The following is a 16,991-nucleotide window of genomic DNA, read 5'->3' on the forward strand; positions in this document are numbered from 1 at the left end:
TGTTTCGCCTTGCCGACCGGGTCGGCTGCCGGGTTGCGGGCGCAACGCCGGCAACGGCGAACCACCCCTCAGGCGTTCGCCGTCACCGGCGTCGAACGAGATCGACTTCTACTGTCGCTGGGCATGGGTGGGACTCCGAAGGGATCGCCGCGCGGCATGGGCCGGCGGCTGCGCGAGTCTGCGACCGTCGTGCGGCAGGGTCAAGCGCCATGCCGTGGAATTTTCCAAGCCGGCGGGCGCGCGTTACTCTTCCGCACAGGCATGCGCCTGCGCCCGCCCGGCCGCCGCGCTGTCGTTCCCCCTCACTTTCCTCGAGCGTGATCCCGATGCATGGCGGCGGTCTGGAACTGGCCCTGGTGCTGCTGCTGGCGGCGGTGATCGCCGTGCCGGTGTTCAAGCGTTTCGGCCTGGGCGCGGTGCTGGGCTATCTCGCCGCCGGCGTGGTGCTGGGCCCGCACGTGCTGGCCTTCGTGCAGGACGCCGACCGCATCCTCAACGCGGCCGAGATCGGCGTGGTGATGCTGCTGTTCCTGATCGGGCTGGAGCTCTCGCCGGCGCGGCTGATGGTGATGCGGCGCCCGGTGTTCGGCGGCGGCACGACGCAGGTGCTGCTCGCCGCCGGCGTGCTCGGCGGGCTGTTGCTGCTGTACCACTTCCACTGGAAGAGCGCGCTAGTGATCGGCACCGCGCTGGCGCTGTCCTCCACCGCGATCGGCCTGCAGCTGCTGTCCGAGCACAAGGCGCTCAACAGCGACTACGGCCGCTTCGGCTTCGCCATCCTGCTGTTCCAGGACCTGGTCGCCATCCCGCTGCTGGCGGCGATCCCGCTGCTGGGCGGCATCCGCAACGAGACCCTGACCTGGCAGAACGTGGCCACCGCGGTCGGCGCGCTGGCCGTGGTGATCCTGCTCGGGCGGCCGGTGCTGCGCTGCCTGTTCGGCATGGTCGCGCGCACGCGCATGCCGGAGGTGTTCACCGCCAGCGCACTGCTGGTGGTGCTGGGCACCGCCTGGCTGATGCAGAAGGCCGGGCTGAGCCCGAGCCTGGGTGCGTTCCTGGCCGGCGTGCTGCTGGCCGATTCCGAATTCCGCCACGAAATCGAATCGCAGATCGAGCCGTTCAAGGGCCTGCTGCTGGGGCTGTTCTTCATCGCGGTGGGAATGAGCATCGACCTGGCGCGTATCGCCGCCGAGCCGACCGTGATCGCCATCGGCGTCGGCCTGCTGCTCGCGGTCAAGTTCGGCCTGCTGGTGCTGATCGGCCTGGCCGCGCGCATGCCGCTGCGCAGCGCGCTGATGCTCGGCAGTGTGCTGTGGCTGGGCGGCGAGTTCGCCTTCGTGGTGTTCAACGAGGCCGAGCGCGCCGGCCTGCTGGGCCGCATCAACCACGACCGCCTGGTGGCCATCGTCAGCCTGTCGATGGCGCTGACCCCGCTGTTGATGATCGGCCTCAAGTACCTGCTGCGATCGCACGCCCCAAGCCGGGGCCCGGAACGCGCGCCGGACAACCTGAACGATGCCCAGGCCCAGCACCCTCAGGTGCTGATCGCCGGCATGGGCCGCTTCGGCCAGATCGTCGCGCGCCTGCTGACCGCGCAGCGCATTCCGTTCGTGGCGCTGGAAGCCGACCCGGACACGGTGGAAGACCTGCGCCGCTTCGGCAACCACCTCTACTACGGCGACCCCACCCGGCCGGACCTGCTGCGCGCGGCCGGCGGCGACCAGATCCGCGTGTTCGTGATGGCCATGGACGACCCGGACACCAACCTGCGCGCGGTGCGGCTGGTGCGGCGCCTGTACCCGCAGGCACGCGTGCTGGCGCGCGCGCGCAACCGCCAGCACGCGTGGAAGCTGATGGACATGTCGGCCGAGCCGTTCCGCGAGGTGTTCGGTTCCAGCCTGGAGATCAGCGAGCGCGTGCTCACCGCGCTGGGCATGGCCGAGCACACCGCGCGCGAGCACGTGCGCCGTTTCCGCGAGCACGACGAAAAGCTGCTCAAGGCCCAGCACCTGGTCTACGACGACGAGGCGGCGGTGATGCAGACCTCGCGCGACGCCCGCACCGACCTGATGCACCTGTTCGAGGCCGATGTCGGCGATGCCGACGCGGTCGCCGAAAAACCGGCGGCCGGCGAGTAGCACACCCGCCGTTTTCCGCGGGAGCGGCGTCCGCCGCGAACGGGCTTTATCGGGAACGCCCCATCGCGGCTGAAGCCGCTCCTACGCAGGCGGGGATGTTCGGCTGCAGCGCGGTGCTGCCGGGAACATCCACCGCAAGGAACATTCACCCCCAGCCATGCCGCAAACCCCGTAGGAGCGGCCTCAGCCGCGAAGGGCCTTGTCGGGAACGCTCCATCGCGGCTGAAGCCGCTCCTACGTGGCGCGCGCCATCCACCGCAGCACGCGTACGGCGCGCTCAGCCGCGGTCGCGCAGGAAACGGGCCATGGAGGAGACGCCCGGCACCGCCGGTTCGAACTCGCCGGCCACGTCGATGAAGCCGCGCATGACCGCGATCTCGCGCGGGCTGCGGCCCAGCGCGTCGCGCAGGTCGGGGTCGGCGCCGGCGCGCAGCAGGCGCTGCACCAGCAGCGGCAGGCCGTGCAGCGCGGCCAGGTGCAGCGGGCCGAAGCCGCGCGGGTCGCGCACGTCCAGCGCCACGTCCTCGTCCAGCAGGCGTTCGACCGCGGCCAGCACCACGTGCTCGTCGCAGGCGGTGCCCGGTTCGGCGCGCGCGCCCAGCAGCAGCAGCAGCGGGGTGACGGTGCCGGCCGAGGGCTGGTCGGCTTCGGCACCGGCCAGCAGCAGGGTGTCCAGCAGCGCCAGCAGGCGCGGGCGGTCGCGCGCGGTGAAGCCGTAGAGCGCGGCGCAGTGCAGCGGCGCCAGCTGCTGGTCGTCGCCGGCGTGCACGTCGGCGCCGGCGGTCAGCAGCCTGGCGACGATGTCCGGCAGGCCCAGCGCCGCGGCCAGCATCAGCACGGTGACGCCGCCGGGCAGGCGGTGGTCGATGCGCGCGCCGGCGTCGAGCAGGGCGGTGACGATGGCGGCCTGGCGCATGCTCACCGCCGCCGACAACGGCGTGGCGCCGCTGGCGGCCGCGTGCTGCGGGTCGGCACCGCGCGCCAGCAGCAGGTCCACGGTGGCGACATGGCCGCCGCCGGCCGCGCGCAGCAGGCCGGTGCAGCCCTGCGCGTCGACCGCGTCCACCGGCAGCCCCAGTTCGATCAGGCGGCGCACCGCGTCGGCGTCGCCGGCCATCGCCGCGGCGGGCACGTCGGCCTCGCGCAGCGGGCGCAGCGGCAGCGGCCAGCCGCGCCAGTCCAGCCAGTCGGCCAGGTCGCGGCGGCCGCTGGACAGGGCCACGCCGAGCGGCGTCTGCCCGTCAGCGGCGCGCGCATCCGGCGAGGCGCCCTGCATCACCAGTAGTTTCAGCGAGGCCTCGCGCGCCAGCGCGGTGGCCAGGTGCAGCGCGGTCATGCCGTGGCTGTCGCGCGCCTCGCGGTCCGCGCCGTGCGCCAGCAGCCAGTGCTGCACCTTCAGCCAGCCCAGGCGTACCGCCAGCGCCAGCGGCGGATCGCCGGCCGGCGAGGCGCCGAACGGGTCGGCGCCGCGTTCGAGCAGCTCCAGCGCGAACTGTTCGGTGCCGCGCGAGCCCTGGTCGTGCTGCGCGCAGGCGGCCAGCAGGCGCCCCAACCCGCCGCGGCCGGCCGGCGACACGCCGTGCCGCAGCAGCACCTGCAGCGTCGGGATGGCATCCACGCCGCGCGCCAGCAGCGCGAACATCGGCGTATCGCCGCAGGCGTCCGCCACCTCGGCATCGGCGCCCTGCGCCAGCAGCCAGTCCACCACGCGCGGCTGCAGCGCCAGTTCCACCTCGTGCAGCAGCGCGCCCAGCTCCTGCGCCGCGCACAGCCGCGCCAGCGGCGCCATGCCCTCGGTATTGCCGCAGACCAGCGCCTCGCGCAGCAGCGCCAGCGGCGCGCGGTCGTTGAGCTGCGGCGCGGCGGCGCCCTCGCCGGCGTCGCCGCCGGCCAGCGCGTCGCTGACCGCGGCCGGCAGCGGATAGGCCGGGTCGAGCAGCGAGACGATGCTCCAGCGCCCGGCCGCGGCCGCGTGGTCGATGGCGCGGCGGCCATCGGCGGCGGCGACATCGGCGGCGATGCCCAGGTCCAGCAGGCGCCGCACCAGCGCCGCGGTCACGTTCTCCGCGCGGCAGGCCAGCAGCACGGCATTGCAGCCCTCGCCGTCGACCGCGGCGACGTCGGGCTTGTGCGCGAGCAGGCGTTCGAGCACGCCGGCATGGCCATGCGCGGCCGCGTCCAGCCACGGCGTGCGGCCGGCGGCGTCGCGCGGTTCGACGTTGGCGCCGGCGGCGAGCAGGGCCTCGACGATGTCGCCATGCCCGGCCGCGGCGGCTTCGTGCAGCGCGCTGCGGCGGCGGCGGTCGCGCGCGTCCAGCCGCGCCTTGTGCTTGAGCAGCAGCTGCACGCCGGCCGCGTCGTCGTCCTCGGTGGCGGCGGCGGGAATGAGCACGGGCACGCCGTCGGCCGGCTCGACCTTGGCGCCGCGCTCGAGCAGGAACCGCGCCAGGCGCCAGTTGCCGGCCTGGCAGGCCACCGCCAGCGGGCTGTGGCCTTCCTGGTTGAGCGCGTCGATCTCGGCCGCCGCATCGCGCAGCAGCGCGGCCACGCCGGGGTCGGAACTGCGCGCGGCATGGTGCAGCGGCGTGTTGCCGTCGGCGTCGGTGGCGCGCGGATCGGCGCCGTTGGCCAGCAGGGTCATCACCGCCTCGGGGCGGCCGTGCCAGCTGTCGCGGGTCGCGGCCAGCAGCGGGGTCATGCCGCGGTGGGCCAGGTTCACGTCCACGCCGCGGGCGATCAGCGCGCGCAGCAGGCGCAGGTCGGGCAGGACCGCGGCCAGCACCGCCAGGCTGCGCTGGTCGCGCCAGTCGGCGGGCGGCGGCGCATGCGGATCGGCGCCGGCATCGAGCAGCTGCAGCGCGCGGTCGACGCGCCCCACGCGCGCGGCCTCGTACAGCTGCGGCACCAGCTCGTGCTGTGCCAGCGGCTCCAGTGGCGCCGGTTCGGCCTGGGCCTCGGCGAACGGATCGAAGGCCGGCGCCGCCGCGACCGGCGCGGCCGGCGCCGCGGGCAGGACCTGCAGCGCGGCATGCAGCAGCGGCGAAAGCAGTGCGGTGGCGATCGCCAGCGGCCAGCGCAGGCCGTCGCCGAGCAGGCCGGGCCAGGCCGGGACGACCACTGCCGCGCACAGCAGGCACAGCACCAGCGCCGCGCCGACGCCGTGCCAGGAATCCATGGCGCGCGCGGACAGCGCCTGCCCTTGCGCGCGCAGCGCGCCGCCTTCGCGTTCCAGCGCCTGCCACAGCGGCCAGGTGCGCCACAGCGCGGCCACCGCGATGCTCACCGCCACGCACAACGCCAGCACCGCCTGCAGGCTGCCGCTGTCGTGCAGCGCCGCCAGCGGCCAGGACACCAGCAGCGCCAGCAGCAGCGGGCCGCCAGCCCAGATGGCGAGCAGGCCGGGCAGGTCCTGCCGCGGCAGCGCGGACAACGGCGCGGCCGCGCGCGTGCGCCGCCACCACGACACGCCCAGCGCGAACGCCGGCTGCGCGAGCAGGCCGCAGAGGGCGGCCGCCACGCCGCCGAAGCCGGCGACGAGCGCGAGCAGCGCGCCTGCCGCCAGCGCGCCGAGGGCACGGTTACGCAGGGCGTCAGTCATCGCGGCCGTCGATGCGGGCGATCTTCACCGGCGCCAGGGGCTGCGGCGGCAGCTGCAGATGGAAGCCATGCGCGGCCAGGTTGGCGCGCACCAGCGCGGCGTCGGCCTGCGCCAGCCGCCGTTCCGGGGTCAGGGCCACTTCCAGCACGAACGCGAACGGCGCCAGGGCGGCGCCGAGCGTGGCCGGGATCGCGTCGAAGTCGTCGCGCTTGGCAAGGTAGACGTAGGTGTCCTGCTTGCGTTGGCTTTTATAAACGTAGGCTTGCATGCCCGCGGGCTTTGCCCTGCTTGGGAATGCAGGAGATTGTGTCGGAAACCCGACGCTGGTGAAAGGCATTCCCCTACAGAGCTGGCGGTTTCTTCGCCAGCACTTCATTCATGTTCATCAAGAAACACGCCGGCATCGGTCCACGCAGGACACCGTGCGGCGGAGGGCACCCCGATATACTCGCGCCCCGTCCAAGCCCCGGAAGACCGCGTGACTGAAGCCTCGCCACCGCGCCTGCCCCCGCTGAACCTGCTCGCGTACAGCGCCACCACGGCGCTGGGCGCGGGGCTGGATGCGCAGCGCCAGGCGCTGGCGCAGGGCCGCAGCGGACTGCGCCGCAACGATTTCGGCAGCGACCCGCTGGACTGCTGGATCGGCCGGGTCGAGGGCGTGGAGGACGTGGCGCTGCCGCCGGCGCTGGCCGGTTTCGCCTGCCGCAACAACGCGCTGGCGTGGCTGGCGCTGCAGCAGGACGGCCTGACCGATGCGCTGGCCGGCGTCGTCGCCCGCCATGGCGCCCGCCGCGTGGCGGTGGTGATGGGCACCTCCACCTCCGCCATCGGCGCCACCGAGGAGGCCTATGCACGCCTGTCCACCGATGCCGAAGGCGTGGCGCATTTCCCGCCGGACCTGCGCCACCCGCGCATCCACACCCCGCATGCGCTGGGCGATTTCGTCCAGGCCGCCACCGGCCTGCAGGGTCCCTGCGTCACCGTGGCCACCGCCTGTTCGTCCAGCGCCAAGGTATTCGCGCAGGCCGCGCGGCTGATCCACGCCGGTTTCGCCGATGCCGCCCTGGTCGGCGGCGTCGATACGCTGTGCGGCAGCGTGCTGTTCGGCTTCCACTCGCTGCAGCTGGTCGCCAGCGCGCCCTGCCAGCCGTTCGACGCGCGCCGCAGCGGCCTGTCGCTGGGCGAGGCCGGCGGCTACGCGGTGCTGGAACGCGCCGGTGCCGGCCCCGCCACCGCGCTGCAGCTGCGCGGATACGGCGAATCCAGCGACGCCCACCACATGTCGGCGCCGCATCCGCAGGGGCTGGGCGCGCGCCTGGCGATGGAGCAGGCGCTGCGCAGCGCCGGGCTCGAGCCGGCGCAGCTGGGCTACCTCAACCTGCACGGCACCTCCACCCCGGCCAACGACAGCATCGAAGCCGCCGCGGTGGCCGCGCTGTTCCCGCCGTCGTTGCACGCCAGTTCGACCAAGGGCTGGACCGGCCATACCCTGGGCGCGGCCGGCATCGTCGAATCGGTGTTCGCGCTGCTGGCCTTGTCCGACGGGCTGCTGCCGGGCACGCTCAACAGCACGGCTCCCGATCCGGCCTGCGGCCCGCAGATCCGGTTCGACAACGCGCGGGCGGACATCGGCCACGCGATGAACAACTCCTTCGGCTTCGGCGGCAACAACTGCTCGCTGGTATTCGGCAAGGTGGAATGAAGCGCATGCGCGAAGCGATCGTCGAAGGCATCGGTTTCTGGGGCAGCGGCCTGCCGGACTGGGACGCGGCCTGCGCCTGGGCGCGCGCGGGCCAGCACCCCGCGCAGGCGCCGGCGCGCCCGGCGCCCGCCCTGCTGGCGGCCAACGAGCGCCGCCGCGCGCCGGCCACGGTGGCGGTGGCGCTGGAAGCCGCGCTGGCCGCCTGCGAGGCGGCCGGACGCGAGCCCACCGCGCTGCCGTCGGTGTTCGCCTCCACCCACGGCGAGATGTCGATCACCGACTACATGTGCGCGACGCTGGCCAGCGACCCGCGCGCGGTGTCGCCCACCCGTTTCCACAACTCGGTGCACAACGCCGCCGCCGGCTACTGGACCATCGGCACCGGCGCGCACGTGCCGGCCACCGCGATCAGCGCCGGCCACGGCAGCTTCGCGCAGGGCCTGGTCGAAGCGATGGCGCAGCTGGCCGCCGGCAGCGAGGCGGTGCTGCTGGTCGCCTACGACGGACCGGCCTGCGGGCCGCTCGCCGAAATGGCGCCCAGCGAAGGCCTGCTCGGCGTCGCCCTGGTGCTGTCGCGCGTGCCCTGCCCCGGCCTGCCGGTGCTGCGCATGGAACTGGCGCAGCACGCCGGCATGGACCGCGACGACGCTGCCGGGCCGCTATCGCGGCTGCTGGCCGGCAATGCCATGCAACCGGCGCTGCCGCTGCTGGAAGCGCTCGCGCTGGAACGCGGGCAGGTACTGCTGCCGGCCGGCGCGGACCAGTGGCTGCGGATCGACATCGGCCATGGCTGAGCCGCGCATGCTGCGACCGGACGACGTGGCGGTGGTGATCCCGGCGCTCAACGAAGCGCTGCGCATCCGCGAGGTGGCGAGCGGCGCGCTCGCGTTCTTCCCGCACGTGATCGTGGTCGACGACGGTTCCGACGACGGTACCGCCGACTGCATCGCAGACCTGCCGGTTACCGTGCTGCGCCATGCCCGGCGCAGCGGCAAGGGCCAGGCGCTGCGCAGCGGGTTCGCCGAAGCGGTGCGGCGCGGCCTGCGCGGCGTGCTGACCCTGGACGGCGACGGCCAGCATGCCGCCGCCGACCTGCCGCGGCTGCTGGCCAGCGCCAACCGCCACCCCGGCTGCATCATCATCGGCGCGCGCCTGCGCAAGCGCGCCTCGCAGCCGCTGCTGCGGCGGCTGGCCAACGAATTCGGCGACTGGGGCGTGGCCTGGGGCACGCATTACCAGGTCGCCGACAGCCAGAGCGGGCAGCGCTTCTACCCCGCCGAGGTGATCGCGCTGCGCGAGGTGCCCGGCGAGGATTTCGTATTCGAGGCGCAGGTGCTGATCTCGGCCGCGCGGCAACTGGGCACGCGCTGCGTGTCGGTGCCGATCGAATCGCGCTACCGCGCCGCCGGCAGCGACGAATGCTTCCGCCCCAGCCATTTCCGCCCGCTGCGCGACCTGACCCGCATCACCGTGCACATCGTGCGGCTGGCGCTGCGCCATGGCCACGTGCGGCAGGTGCACCGCACGATCCGCGCGCATCCGCCGGTCATCGATGAAGGCGGCAACTAGGGAACAGGAACCCGTTCCCGCTCCCCGGTGCCTCAGCCCATGCCGCCGTTGACGCCGATCACCTGGCCGTTGATGTAGCCGGCATCGTCGCCGCACAGGAAGGCGACCAGGGCCGCCACCTCCTCCGGCCGGCCGGCGCGCGCGGCGGGCACGGTCTGCCTGATCAGTTCCGGCGGGAACGCATCGGCCACCATCCTGCCTTCGATCACGCCCGGCGCGACGACATTGACGCTGATGCCGCGGCTGGCCATTTCCCGCGCCAGCGACTTCGAGGCGCCGTGCAGCGCCGCCTTGGCCGCGGCGTAGTTGGTCTGGCCGCGGTTGCCGAGTACCGCCGCCACCGACGAGACGCTGACGATGCGGCCCCAGCGCGTGCGCGCCATCGGCAGCAGCAGCGGCTGGGTGACGTGGAAGAAGCCGTGCAGCGACACATCGATCACCCGCCGCCACCGCACCGCGTCCATGCCGGCCATCGGCGCGTCGTCGTGCACGCCGGCGTTGTTGACCACGATCTGGATCGGGCCGTCGGCCAGCAGCTGCTCCAGCGCCGCCGCGGTCGCCTCGCCGTCGGCCACGTCGAAGGCCACCGCCTGCGCGCTGCCGCCGGCCGCGGCGATCTCCGCCGCCACCGCCTGCGCGCGCGCCAGGTTGCCGTTGGCGTGCACGATCACATGGGCGCCATCGGCGGCCAGGCGCCGGCAGATGGCCCCGCCCAGGTCGCCGCTGCCGCCGGTCACCAGCGCGCGTCGTTTCGTACTCATCGCGGTTTCTTCCTGCATGTCTTTGCGGTCATTGTCCCGGCTGCAGCATCACCGCCGCGCGGCCTTCGGCCAGCACGCGCGTGCCGTGGGTGATGCGGAAGCTGTACTGCTGGCTGGTTTCCGCTTCGGCCAGCACCTGCGCGGTCGCTTCGATGGCGCCGTCGAGATCGTCGATGCGCGCGACATGCAGCTGCACGTCACGCAGCGCCACCAGCACGCCGGGCACCACCGCGCCGCCGCGTCCGCGCGCGCGCAGGCCACCGTGCACCGCCATCGCCTGCGCGCCGTATTCGCACAGATGGATGGCGCGCAGCTGCCCGTCGCTGCGCAGCGGGTGCGCCGGATCGCGATGATTGAACGCGCGCAGCGCGATGTCCGATGCGGTCCATGCCGCCACTTCGTCCCACAGGCACATGCCGCCCTGGTGTGGCACCAGTTGGAGGATGTCCTCACGCGCCAGCATCGGTGGCCCCCTCCTGCCAGGGCTGGCGCGAAATCAGCAGCGCCAGCGCGAAATTGCACACCACGCCCAGCGCCACCGTGCTGCCGATCGCGCGCAGCACCGGGATCGACGACAGGCCGAGCAGGCTGAACACCAGCAGCGTCATCGCGCTGCACACCAGCAGGCCATGCAGGGTGCGCAGCTGGTCGGCGTGGCTGTCGCCGGCGTGTTCGAAGAACAGGCCGTAGTCCAGGCCCAGGCCGGCGGCAAGGATCAGCCCGATCAGGTGGAACAGGTTCAGTTCGACGCCGCTGGCGCGCAGCAGCGCCAGCACCAGCAGCGTGGTCAGCAGCATCGGCAGCAGCACGCGCAGCACGCGGCGCGGCGAGCGCAGTGCCGCCCACACGGTGGCCGACAGCAGCAGCACCGCCACCGCCAGCGCCACCAGCACGCGGCCGCGGTACTCGGCTACCAGCGATTCGGAGGCGTGCTTCAGGTCCAGCAGCTCGGCGCCGTGCAGGCGCGCGCTGGTCGCCACCGCGGCCACGTCGCGCAGGCCGCTCAGCGACACCAGCGCGGTGGCATGGCCATCGCCCTGCAGCAGCAGGCCGTCGACCGCGGTGGCCAGCGGCGTGCCGTGCAGATCCCGCGGCTGCAGCGCGGGCGCGTTGCGGGCGCGCTGCACGTCGGCGATGAAGGGTTCGAAGGCATCGTCGCGGAACGGCGTTCCGGCCACCGCCGCGGCCACCGCGCAGCGCAGCGTGGCCTCGTCCGGCAGGCGCTGCTGGCGCTGGCGCTGCAGCGCGGCGCTGGGCAGGTAGCGCGCGGCCATGTCGTAGCGGTCCAGCGCGCCGTCGGCGACGAGCTGGTCCAGCACCGGCCGCAGCGCCTCGCTGGCGGCCAGCGCCGCCTGCGCATCGCTGCCGCGCACGGTGACCACGTAGCGCACGTCGGGCGCGCCCAGTTCGCCGCGCAGCTGCGCGTCGCGCTGCAGGTCGGCCGGGTCCACCGGCGTCAGCCTGCCCAGGTCGTTCTGCCAGAACGGCCCCGGCGCCCACACCAGTACCACCAGCGCGGCGACCGCCAGTACCGCCAGCGACCAGCGCGGGCGCGGCAGCCGACGGGTGTGGCGCCACAGCCGCGCCAGCCACGCCGAATCGGCGAAATCGCGGGTGGCCGGGTCGACCAGCGCCGGCAGCAGGTAGCGCGTGGCCAGCGCCGCGGTGGCCAGCGCGGTGATGGTGAACACCGACAGCTGCTTCAGCCCGGCGACGCCGGAGAACAGGAAGGTGAGGTAGGCGATGCAGGTGGCGACCACGCCGGTGCCCAGCGTCGGCCACAGCGCGCGCACGTTGTCCCATGGCGAGCGGCCGGGGCGTTCGTGGCTGAAGAAGTGGATGGGATAGTCCTGCACCACGCCGATCAGGGTGAAGCCGAAGGCGATGGTGATGCCGTGCACGCCATCGAAGGCCAGCGCCACCGCCGACAGCCCGGCCAGGCCGGCGCTGGCCAGCGGCAGGAAACCCAGGATCGGCATCTTCCAGCTGCGGTAAGCGATCCACAGCAGCAGGATCATGCCGACCGTGTCGATGCTGCCGATGAGGCCGGCCTCGCGCGCGGTGCGGTTGCCGATCTTCACCGAGAACGCGCCCGGCCCGCTCATCTCCAGGCGGCTGCCGCTGTCGCCGGCGATGCGCGCGAACGCGCCCTCGATGGTGTCCACCGCCTGCTGCTGCGCGCCGGGATCGAAGCCGGCCGCGCGCGTCTGCACCAGCAGCAGCGCCTGCCGGCCGCTGCGGTCGAACCAGACCTCGTCGATGCGCTGCGGCGCATTGGCCGGCTGCAGCGCCTCGGCCACGCGCAGCACCTGCAGGGTGGGATCGGACGGCAGCAGCGGCTCGACCAGCGCGCCGGCGGGCGAGCCCAGGTCCTGCAGCCGCGCCTGCAGTTCGTCGTGCAGGTGGTCGGCGCCGAACGCATCGCCGGGCAGGTCGTCGATCAGGTAGCGATAGGGCAGCAGGCGTTCGGGGAACGCGTCCAGCCCGGCCTGCCCGCCGTTGGCGACCAGTTCGAACTGCGGATCGCCCGCCAGTGCCTCCTGCAGCTGCCGTGACTGCGCGGCCAGCTGCTCCGGCGCGGCGCCGGACAGCGCCAGCAGCAGCAGCCGCGCGCCGGGGCCTTCGCCCAGCTCGTCGAGCAGCAGCTTCTGCGCCGGGGTGCGCGCATCGGGCATGAATTTGCGCAGGTCGCCGCTGACCTGCATGCGCGCGCTCACCCAGGCGCTGAGCAGGCCCAGCAGCAGCATCCAGGCGATCGCCAGGCCGATGCGCCGGCGCGGGGTGAGCTTCAACGGCGGCTCCCTGCCGGCGCCGGAGCGGCGCCCGCGCCGTCATGGCACAGCGCGGCCAGGGCATCGGCCTGGCGCACGCCGCTGGCGGCGCCGGCCGCGCTGCCGAGCAGGGTGCGCTGCAGCTCGCCGCGTGCCGGTTGCGTCTCGATGCAGCGCAGCTCGCCATCGCGGCCGCGCAGCGTCACCGCGCGCACGCGCGCGGCCAGTGCCTGCGCCTTCGGCGTGAGCACCAGCTGCCAGCGCTGCGCGGTGCCCGACGCCTGCAGGCGGTAGGCCTGTTCCAGCGCGGCCAGGTCGCCGGACAGCAGCGCGCCGAAGCTGGCCTGCAGGTCCGACAGCTCGGGCACGCGCTGCAGCGAGAACACGCGTGGCGGCTTGCCGGCGCGGGCGATGCTGACCCTGCCATCGGCGATGGTGGTGGTTTCGGCATAGGGCGCGCGCACCTCGCGCACCAGGGTGCCGGCATCCGGGCGCCGGTACTGGCCTTCCACCCGCAGCGGTTCTTTCAGCAGCGCCGAACCGCGCAGCTCGACGAAGCCGGTCTGGCTCGGCGCCGGCTGCGCCAGCTGGCGCAGGATCCACGCCGCATCAACGTCGGCCGCCATCGCCGGCGCGCTGGCGCAGGCGGCCAGCAACGCCGCCAGCATCCAGCGGCGCGGGGTGTGAGGCTTCGGAATGCCAGAAATCATAGAAATTGAACCAGTTCCAGGGGGCGCCGCGCAGGTGGTGTTCCAGCCTGCCGGCATAACGGTGAACCAGCGCCGACAGGGCCTCGGCGCGCTGCACGCGCGGCACCTCGAGCGCCGGCGCGAACGGCTCGAACAGGAGATCGTAGCGGTTGCCGCCGCGGTACAGGCCGAAGGCCAGCATCACCGGCGCCTTCAGCACGCTGGCAATCAGCCACGGCGCGGTGGGGAACGGCGCCGGCGCGCCGAGCAGGGGGGCGTGCAGGGCGGTTTCGCCCGGCCGCGCGCGGTCCACCAGCAACGCCACCATCGCGCCTTCCTCCAGCGCCTGCTGGATGGCCAGCACCACCGCCGGCCCGCCCTGCCCGGCATCGATGATGCCCGCGGCCAGGCCGGGGTCGAGTTCGGCCAGCAACTCGGTGATGGCGGCGTTGTGGGCGCGGTCCAGCAGCACCCGCAGCTTCAGGTCCGGCCGCTGCCGGCCCAGCGCGCGCAGCGCGTCGAAGCTGCCCAGGTGCGAGCCGAACAGCAGCACGCCGCGGCCTTCGTCCAGCTGCGCGAGCAGCTCCCGCGTGCCCTCGGTACGGATGTCGAACAGGTTCATGCGCCCGCCGAGCAGGAACACCCGGTCGAGGATGGTGGCGGCGAAGGTGTGGATGTGGCGCGCCACGTCCCACAGGCCGGCGCGGCGACCCAGCGCGCGGCCGAGGTACGCGCGCGAGGCGCGACGTTCGGCGCCGCGCACCAGCAGGAAATAGGCGGTGATCGGATACAGGCAGAGCCGGGCGATGCCGCGCCCGCCATGGCGGGCGATGGCGGCGATCAGGCGGATCGCGGCGCGGCCGCCGCCCTCGGGCCGGCGCTTCCAGTCGGCCTCGCTCATGCCGCCGCGTCCCCGTTTGCGGCGGCCAGTTCACCACGCGCCAGCAGTTCCTCGCCGCGCCACACCCGGAACTTCCAGCGCGGCGCCTGCCCGTCCAGTTCGATCCGCGCGGTCTGCCCCGGCAGCAGCGGCGCCATGAACTTCACCTGCGGCAGGCGCAGCGCCGCCAACGGCACCCCGGCCTGCGCCTCGACCGCGCGCAGCACCTGTTCCAGCACCACCACGCCCGGCACCAGCGGCCGGCCCGGGAAATGGCCGGGCAGGCAGGGATGGTCGTGGGCAATGGTGAACTGCATGGCGTGGCGGGCGGCGGCGTGGGCCACAGGATACCCGCGGCCCACCGCGTTCAACGCAGCAGGTCGCGCCAGAACGCCGGGCCGAGCTGCCCCATCTGGCGCACGAACTGGCCGGCGCTGCGGTACGGGCGCTGCGGGAACAACCGGCAGCGCAGCGCGTATTCGGCGACGAAGAAGCCGCCGATCAGGCCCCAGTCGGCGACATTCGCGCACCACGACCACTGCGCATGGCTCAGCGGCCAGCGCGGCTGGCGGCCGAACGCGGCCAGCAGGCCATCGGGCACCGCGCTCATCGCCAGCGCCAGGTTGATCGCCGCCAGCAGCGCCAGCAGCGCCGCCCAGGCCGCGGTCAGACGCCGCGTATAGCGCTCCAGCCGTTCCTCGACCGGCACCCCGGCGCGCGCATGCAGGGCCTGCACGATGCGGGTGATCAGCGGCACCCGGCCCGGCCGCAGCGAGCGCGCGAAGCCCCAGGCCACCAGCAGCGGGAACACCACCGGTGGCGCCAGCAGCAGCATCCACGCCCATGGCGAGCGCCCCAGCCAGGCCAGCAGCAGGCCCGATGCCACAAGCGCGGCCCAGGCCCCCGGCCGCCGGCGCCCCAGCGCGTCGAGCAGGCACAGCAGCACCAGCCCGAACAGCGCCAGCGCGGCCCAGCCGCCTTCGCTGCGCAGGCTGGCCACGTGCGAGAGCACCGGATAGGCCAGCAGCAGCGCCACCCGCAGGAGGCTGGCGGCCGCGCCGTGGCCGGGCGCGTGGCCGGCGCCGCTCATGGCGTTCAGGCGGTCCGGTTGGCCTGCACGTGCGCCGACAGCGCGCGCAGCGAGGCGAAGATGCGGCGGTTGTCGTCGTTGTCCGAACGCAGCTGGAAGCCGTAGCGCTTGCCGATGGCCAGGGCCAGTTCCAGCGCGTCGATCGAATCCAGGCCCAGCCCGTCGTTGAACAGCGCCGCCTCCGGGTCGATCGCCGCCGGGTCCACGTCTTCCAGGTTCAGGCTCTCGACCAGCAGTTGCGCCAGCTCGCGCTCGGCCTCGGTTTGTTGCGACATTGCCACTTCCATGAAGAGATGATGCGCAACGATCCGGTATCGCCGCCCGCGGCGCAACCATGGCCGTCGCGGCGCGCGCGGTATCATGCCGCTTTCTGCAGCACCGATCCGCCCGCACGATGACGTCTCCGTTCCCCTGCCCCGCTTCCGTTTCCCCGCCCGTCCCCGCTGCCGGCCGCCGTGGCCGCGGGAGCGCGCGATGAACGCGGTTTCCGGCTTCGCGCCCGCCGCCGGGCTGGCGGTGGACTACGCCGATCCGGCGCGGCTGCCGGCCCTGCTGGCCGATCCGCAGGTGCTGGCGGTGTTCGGTTTCCAGGCCGGCGACGCGGCCCCCGCCAGCGCCGACCCGCGCTACCTGCAGGTCGGCCTGCAGCCCGAGGGCGAGCCGCGGCTGGAGGTCTGGCGCGGCATCGGCACGGTGCGCAGCGGCCGCGAGGACGACGGCCTGGCCTGGGCCTGCGACGGCGCGCTGATGTTCGGCGCGCTGCAGATCGACGAATCCCGCCACGGCGGCATCCTCGAGGCCGGCGCGCACGCCTATGCGCGGCTGCTGTCGGCGCTGCCGCAGCACGGCTACCCGCACCTGCTGCGCATCTGGAACTACCTGGACGCGATCACCGAGGGCGAAGGCGACGACGAGCGCTACCGCCAGTTCTGCGTCGGCCGCGCGCGCGGCATCGGCACCATCGACGCCGGCACCCTGCCGGCGGCTACCGCCATCGGCCGCCTGGATGGCGTGCGCGTGCTGCAGGTCTACTGGCTGGCCGCGCGCGAGCCCGGCACGCCGCTGGAGAACCCGCGCCAGGTCAGCGCGTGGCGGTATCCGCGCCAGTACGGCCCGCAGTCGCCCAGCTTCGCCCGCGGCATGCTGGCCGCGCCGGGCAGCGCGCTGCCGCTGCTGCTGTCGGGCACGGCCAGCGTGGTCGGCCACGCCACCCTGCACGGCGATGACACGCTGCGCCAGCTGGAGGAAACCTTCGCCAACCTCGACGCGCTGGTGGGCACGGCGCGCGCGCGGCTGCCGGCGTTGCCGGCGCATTTCGGCGCGGGCAGCCGGCTGAAGGTCTACGTGCGCGATGAGGCGGAGATCCCGGCCGTCCGCCAGGCGCTGGCGCGGCATCTGCCGCCGGAGGTGCCGTACATCGTGCTGCATGCGGAAGTGTGCCGGCGCGATCTGCGGGTGGAGATCGACGGAGTACACGGCGCCTGACCGCGGTTGCCGTTGCGGTTGCGGCTGCGGTTGCGGTGATTTTGCTTCTGCTTTTGCCCTGACTTTTGACTTCCGGGCCCCCTTCCGTAGCGACGGAGCCGACGGACAAGACCCCGCAGGGGCGACGTGCATGGATGCACGTCGTTTTTCGACACGACAGGGATGTCGTGTCGAAAAATCCCGTCGGCGGAGTGGACCCGGAGTGCCGCAGGCACGGAGGGCGCGGAGGCAGGGCGTGCTTTCTTTGGGCCACGTTTCTTTGCACGAGCAAAGAAAGGTGGCTCGCGCCCCGAAGGGGAGCGAAAGCC

General features: G+C 73.7%; 15 protein-coding genes. 5 read left to right on the forward strand and 10 right to left on the reverse strand.

The features are described 5' to 3' along the window. Positions 1-326: 326 nt before the first annotated feature. Complete coding sequence (locus AC06FP_RS03895) at positions 327-2,138, forward strand: monovalent cation:proton antiporter-2 (CPA2) family protein (RefSeq protein WP_478074561.1); 1,812 nt, start codon at positions 327-329, stop codon at positions 2,136-2,138. Between the two features lie 277 nt (positions 2,139-2,415). Here AC06FP_RS03895 and AC06FP_RS03900 read toward each other — a convergent pair whose 3' ends face one another. Further along, a complete protein-coding gene (locus AC06FP_RS03900; protein ID WP_478074562.1) occupies positions 2,416-5,736 on the reverse strand; it encodes an ankyrin repeat domain-containing protein in 3,321 nt (1,106 codons plus the stop codon). Further along, complete coding sequence (locus AC06FP_RS03905; RefSeq protein ID WP_055767125.1) at positions 5,729-6,004, reverse strand: YcgL domain-containing protein; 276 nt, start codon at positions 6,002-6,004, stop codon at positions 5,729-5,731. Before AC06FP_RS03905 ends, AC06FP_RS03900 begins: the two co-directional genes overlap by 8 nt. 234 nt (positions 6,005-6,238) lie before the next feature. On the opposite strand from AC06FP_RS03905, the gene AC06FP_RS03910 reads away from it, so the two are divergent. Genes AC06FP_RS03910 through AC06FP_RS03920 form a run of 3 tightly spaced genes read left to right on the forward strand, consistent with a single transcriptional unit; the run spans position 6,239 to position 9,007 of the window. Then, positions 6,239-7,438 carry a beta-ketoacyl-[acyl-carrier-protein] synthase family protein gene (locus tag AC06FP_RS03910; protein ID WP_478074746.1) on the forward strand — a complete coding sequence of 400 codons (1,200 nt, stop codon included), beginning with the start codon at positions 6,239-6,241 and terminating at the stop codon, positions 7,436-7,438. A gap of 5 nt (positions 7,439-7,443) precedes the next feature. Continuing rightward, positions 7,444-8,232 (forward strand): beta-ketoacyl synthase chain length factor, encoded by a 789-nt coding sequence (locus tag AC06FP_RS03915; RefSeq protein WP_478074563.1) that lies wholly within the window; start codon positions 7,444-7,446, stop codon positions 8,230-8,232. Positions 8,233-8,239: 7 nt separating this feature from the next. Further along, positions 8,240-9,007: a glycosyltransferase family 2 protein gene (locus tag AC06FP_RS03920; RefSeq protein WP_478074564.1), complete on the forward strand. Its 768-nt coding sequence runs from the start codon at positions 8,240-8,242 to the stop codon at positions 9,005-9,007. A 32-nt stretch (positions 9,008-9,039) separates the two neighbouring features. Here the strand turns inward: AC06FP_RS03920 and fabG are convergent, their stop codons facing one another. The 8 genes from fabG to AC06FP_RS03960 are packed head-to-tail and all read right to left on the reverse strand — an operon-like array spanning position 9,040 to position 15,473. Further along, positions 9,040-9,768, reverse strand: coding sequence for a 3-oxoacyl-ACP reductase FabG (gene fabG / locus AC06FP_RS03925; RefSeq protein WP_478074565.1), 729 nt, complete (start codon positions 9,766-9,768; stop codon positions 9,040-9,042). A gap of 28 nt (positions 9,769-9,796) precedes the next feature. Further along, the gene (locus AC06FP_RS03930; RefSeq protein ID WP_478074566.1) at positions 9,797-10,231 is read right to left on the reverse strand and encodes a hotdog family protein; all 435 of its coding nucleotides are present in this window, start codon (positions 10,229-10,231) and stop codon (positions 9,797-9,799) included. After that, on the reverse strand, positions 10,218-12,515 hold the full coding sequence (locus AC06FP_RS03935) for an MMPL family transporter (protein ID WP_478074747.1): 2,298 nt from the start codon (positions 12,513-12,515) through the stop codon (positions 10,218-10,220). Before AC06FP_RS03935 ends, AC06FP_RS03930 begins: the two co-directional genes overlap by 14 nt. A 41-nt stretch (positions 12,516-12,556) precedes the next feature. Beyond that, on the reverse strand, positions 12,557-13,249 hold the full coding sequence (locus AC06FP_RS03940) for a LolA-related protein (protein WP_478074567.1): 693 nt from the start codon (positions 13,247-13,249) through the stop codon (positions 12,557-12,559). Beyond that, complete coding sequence (locus AC06FP_RS03945) at positions 13,149-14,129, reverse strand: LpxL/LpxP family acyltransferase (RefSeq protein WP_478074568.1); 981 nt, start codon at positions 14,127-14,129, stop codon at positions 13,149-13,151. The genes AC06FP_RS03940 and AC06FP_RS03945 overlap by 101 nt, the downstream gene beginning before the upstream one ends. Further along, positions 14,126-14,425: an ApeI family dehydratase gene (locus AC06FP_RS03950; protein ID WP_478074748.1), complete on the reverse strand. Its 300-nt coding sequence runs from the start codon at positions 14,423-14,425 to the stop codon at positions 14,126-14,128. The genes AC06FP_RS03945 and AC06FP_RS03950 overlap by 4 nt, the downstream gene beginning before the upstream one ends. 50 nt (positions 14,426-14,475) lie before the next feature. Beyond that, the gene (locus tag AC06FP_RS03955) at positions 14,476-15,198 is read right to left on the reverse strand and encodes a ketosynthase (RefSeq protein WP_456117468.1); all 723 of its coding nucleotides are present in this window, start codon (positions 15,196-15,198) and stop codon (positions 14,476-14,478) included. Positions 15,199-15,203: 5 nt separating this feature from the next. Then, complete coding sequence (locus AC06FP_RS03960) at positions 15,204-15,473, reverse strand: phosphopantetheine-binding protein (RefSeq protein ID WP_433852931.1); 270 nt, start codon at positions 15,471-15,473, stop codon at positions 15,204-15,206. Positions 15,474-15,672: 199 nt separating this feature from the next. Between AC06FP_RS03960 and AC06FP_RS03965 the strand changes: the two genes are divergently transcribed. Then, positions 15,673-16,683, forward strand: a complete 1,011-nt coding sequence (locus AC06FP_RS03965; protein WP_478074569.1) for a chorismate transformation FkbO/Hyg5 family protein — start codon at positions 15,673-15,675, stop codon at positions 16,681-16,683. The last annotated feature ends 308 nt before the right edge of the window (positions 16,684-16,991 follow it).

The sequence above is a fragment of the Stenotrophomonas sp. Steno-Z2 genome (assembly GCF_056393235.1).